We start from the raw sequence: 2,083 nt of genomic DNA, 5'->3' as shown, positions 1-2,083 counted from the left end.
GAATGAGGGCGAGATCTGCAATGTCAGCTTCATCATCGGCGATGACGCGATTGCGGTGATCGACAGYGGTGGCAGTGTCGCTGAGGGCAGGGACCTGATAGCTGCAATTCGCACCAAGTCGGACAAGCCGATCCGTTACCTGATCAACACGCATATGCACCCCGATCATATCTTCGGAAACGCCGCTTTCGGGGACACGGGAGCGGTTGTTGTCGGGCATCACAATCTGCCGCGCGCCCTCACCGCCCGCGGGGATTATTATCTGCAGAGCTACCGTGATGCGATGGGTAGTGAGTTGATGGCCGATATAAAGATCGTGCCACCCACGAAACTCATCACCGGCGAGGAACAGCTCGATATCGGTAATCGGAAGCTTACGTTGAAAGCCTGGAAACCTGCCCATACGGACAACGATTTGACAATTTTCGACGAACAGTCGGGCACATTCTTCACTGGCGATCTGTGCTTCATCGAGCATCTTCCGACGATGGATGGATCGCTGCTTGGCTGGATCGCACAGCTGGAGGAGCTCAAAGGTATCAAGGCAGAATTCGCAGTACCGGGACATGGCCCCGTTCCGTCGGCGTGGCCGCAGGCGCTTGAGCAGCAGGAGCACTATTTCGATGCGCTCGCCCGCGATATTCGCAAGGCCATCGCCGATGGCGTACCCATGGCGGAGGCGGTCAAAACAGCGGCGGAAAGCGAGCGGAGCAACTGGCGCCTCTTCGACGAATATAATGTGCGCAATGCCACGGCCGCCTTTGCCGAACTCGAATGGGAATGAACCCGTTTGCAAGTATGTCAGCCGAGGTGATATACTTACACACGGCCGGGCACCGCCAATTTTCTTGGTGGAGGCAGAATATGACGATAAAGTCGATACGACTGCGCAGCCGGGTGGTTGCGTTTGTCTTTCTCGCGCTTGTTGGAGTGGCGATGCCATTCGCGGCTGGCGCGCAAAGCGCGAGCGTTCCGGATACCAAAACGTGGGATGGCTTGAAGGGCGATGTATTCGGCCAAAAGCCGATCGGAGATGCGGGCGGCATCATCACGATCGACGCACCGAAACGCGCCGAGGACGCGGCAATCGTCCCCATCGATCTGCATTTCAAAACCGATGCGGCAACTGGCCGGATCAAGGCTGTCACCCTCATCGTCGATGAAAATCCGTCGCCCGTCGCTGCAGTGTTCCAGTTTGGCAAGGACGCAGGCGTCACCCATCTGGCGACGCGCCTTCGGGTGAATGCCTATTCCTATGTCCGCGCTATCGCCGAGACCGAAGACGGCAAACTTCATATGACGCAAACCTTCGTCAAGGCGTCCGGCGGCTGCTCCGCACCAGCGATGAAAAACCAGGACGAGGCCATAGCTTCGCTCGGCAAGATGAAGCTTCGCGTCTTCACATCCAAGACACCTGGCAACGAGCCCATGACCCGCGCAACCGAAATGCAGCTGATGATTCGCCACCCCAACAATTCAGGGCTGCAGATGGATCAGCTCACGCGCTATTATATTCCCGCGCACTTCATCCAGGGCCTGACCGTCTCGCAGGGCGACCGGCTGATCATGTCAATGGAAGGCGGTATTTCGATCTCGGAAGACCCTAACTTCCGCTTCGAATTCGATGCGAAGCCCGGCGAGGATGTAAAGGTCGAGGCTGCCGATACCGAAGGCAAGAAATTCCAGGACGAATGGCCGCTGGAATCCTCCAGCCTGTGAGCGAAAATGCTGCCACGAAGACCTTCCAGAATTCATTTGGATGAGTCAGGTAGGGTGGTTTTCGAGGAGCCGGAGCGCAGCGAACTTTCTCGTTCGTGAGCACCGGAAGTCGAGAAAGCCGCCCTAGATGGCCATCAAGATGAATTGTTGATCCTAGAAGCAGCGGACATCGGCTTCGGCTTGTGCCCGCTTCAATTCGGTGATCGAAGCTTTCGCCGGAGCACTTTCGCGGAACAGTGCACCATTCTCCCCGGACACCAGCCCCATCTGTTTATAGGTCTCGGCGGCTTCGTAATGAGGGTAGGTCACGACGGATGCAATGACGTCGATCGAACAGGAACAGCGCTGCAGCATATCGCGGTTC

At 57.1% G+C, this 2,083-nt stretch carries 3 protein-coding genes; 2 read left to right on the top strand and 1 reads right to left on the bottom strand.

Annotated elements, in window-relative coordinates:
- Both ACXJ5O_RS25240 and ACXJ5O_RS25235 read left to right on the top strand, forming a co-directional pair.
- Positions 1–784: quinoprotein relay system zinc metallohydrolase 2 (locus ACXJ5O_RS25240; RefSeq protein WP_457302302.1), on the top strand; the 784-nt coding region annotated here is incomplete at its 5' end.
- A gap of 80 nt (positions 785–864) precedes the next feature.
- Positions 865–1,719, top strand: coding sequence for a quinoprotein dehydrogenase-associated SoxYZ-like carrier (locus ACXJ5O_RS25235; protein ID WP_457302301.1), 855 nt, complete (start codon positions 865–867; stop codon positions 1,717–1,719).
- Between the two features lie 153 nt (positions 1,720–1,872).
- Here ACXJ5O_RS25235 and ACXJ5O_RS25230 read toward each other — a convergent pair.
- Positions 1,873–2,083: hypothetical protein (locus tag ACXJ5O_RS25230; RefSeq protein ID WP_457302300.1), on the bottom strand; the 211-nt coding region annotated here is incomplete at its 5' end.

The sequence above is a fragment of the Phyllobacterium sp. P5_D12 genome, from assembly GCF_054049495.1.
Note: the sequence above shows the minus strand (reverse complement) of the source record. Positions and strands in the feature narration are given on the sequence as shown.